The organism is Micromonospora sp. NPDC052213 (genome assembly GCF_040679695.1).
Lineage (GTDB): Bacteria > Actinomycetota > Actinomycetes > Mycobacteriales > Micromonosporaceae > Micromonospora.
In genome coordinates this window covers 1-1384 of sequence record NZ_JBFAVI010000357.1, presented here as the reverse complement: position 1 = coordinate 1384, position 1384 = coordinate 1, and the positions used below count along the sequence as shown (strand labels likewise).

Annotated in this window: 1 protein-coding gene; it reads left to right on the top strand. The window is 68.9% G+C overall.

Features of this window, described 5'->3' with window-relative positions:
* Nucleotides 1-150: 150 nt before the first annotated feature.
* Nucleotides 151-1384, top strand: a 1234-nt coding sequence (locus tag AB0L34_RS33910) for an acyltransferase (protein WP_363709756.1), incomplete at its 3' end; no start/stop codon positions are given.

The following is a 1384-nucleotide window of genomic DNA, read 5'->3' as shown; positions in this document are numbered from 1 at the left end:
CGTCCCGGCTGGCGGAGGGGTGGTGGGGGGGGGCGGGGGGGGCCCCCCCCCCCGGGGCGCCCCCCACCGCCGCTCGCATCCTCATCCCCTGTTGCCTCGCCCGATCCTGTCGGCACCGCCGACGGGCAACCCGCACCCGGAGGTGCATCCATGACGATCACACAGCCCGGAGCGCGGCCGGAAACCCCCGCGGGGACCGGCACCCGTTCCCGCCTGCCGTCGCTGACCGGTCTGCGGGCAGTCGCCGGCCTGTCGGTGTTCATCACGCACGGGCTCGCCCTGGGCCTGTTCACCGACCCTGCCGTGATGGTCGAGTACGTCCGCTACGGCGCCAACGCCGGCATGTTCGGCCTGAGCTTCTTCTTCGTCCTCACCGGCTTCGTGGTGACCTGGACGGCGTCGTCGAAGGACAGCGCGCGGCAGTTCTGGCGTCGCCGGTTCTTCAAACTCTTCCCCAACCACGTCGTCGTGTACGCCATCATCATCGCGCTGTGGATTCCCACCGGGGTGCCGATCAAGGCGGTGGAGGCCCTGGCCGGGCTGCTGCTCGTCTCCGCCTGGTTCCCGTCCGAGTCCTTCCTGTTCAACAACCTCAACGGTCCGATGTGGTCGGCCAACATCGACGTGCTGGCCTACGCGGCGTTCCCCCTTCTGTACGTCCTGGTCAAGAAGATCCGACCGAACCGCCTGTGGGCCTGGGCCGTGGGCGTGACCGCCCTGTCCGCGCTGGTGCCGGTAGTCGCCAACGCCTTCCTGCCCGACCAGCCGCCATCCCTCGTGGCGCCCGAGGTCTCCTGGTCCCAGCACTGGTTCGGCTTCTACTTCCCGCTGACGCGGGCACTGGAATTCGTGGTCGGGATCATCATGGCCCGCATCGTCCTGACCGGCCGGTGGATCGGTCTGGGGGCGCTGCCGGCGTCGCTGCTGACCATCGGCTTCTACCTGGCGACCCTCGACGTGCCGGTCTTCTACGGCTACACCTTCGTGCCGCTCATCCCGATGGCCCTGCTGATCCCCGCCTTCGCGGTCGCGGACGTGCGGGGCCACCGGACGCTGGCCAACGGCAGGCTGATGGTCTGGCTGGGCGACCGGATGTACGCCTTCTTCGTCATCCACGTCACCGTGATGTTCATGGTCCACGCGGCGTACAGCGGAGAGAACGGCGTGGTCGGCATGTACACGCGCAAGACGTTCGACCTCGGCACCGGCATCCTCGTCCTCATCTCCACGTACCTGGTCTGCCTGGTCCTCGCGTCCATCCTCTACGCGCTCGTCGAACAGCCGGTCATGCGCCGGTGGTCCCGGCCGCGGCGCACCGCCGGGTGCAGCCGCACCTGGCGCTTCATGATGAGCGGCTCCAGCAGGTTGCCCTCGATCTGCTGCA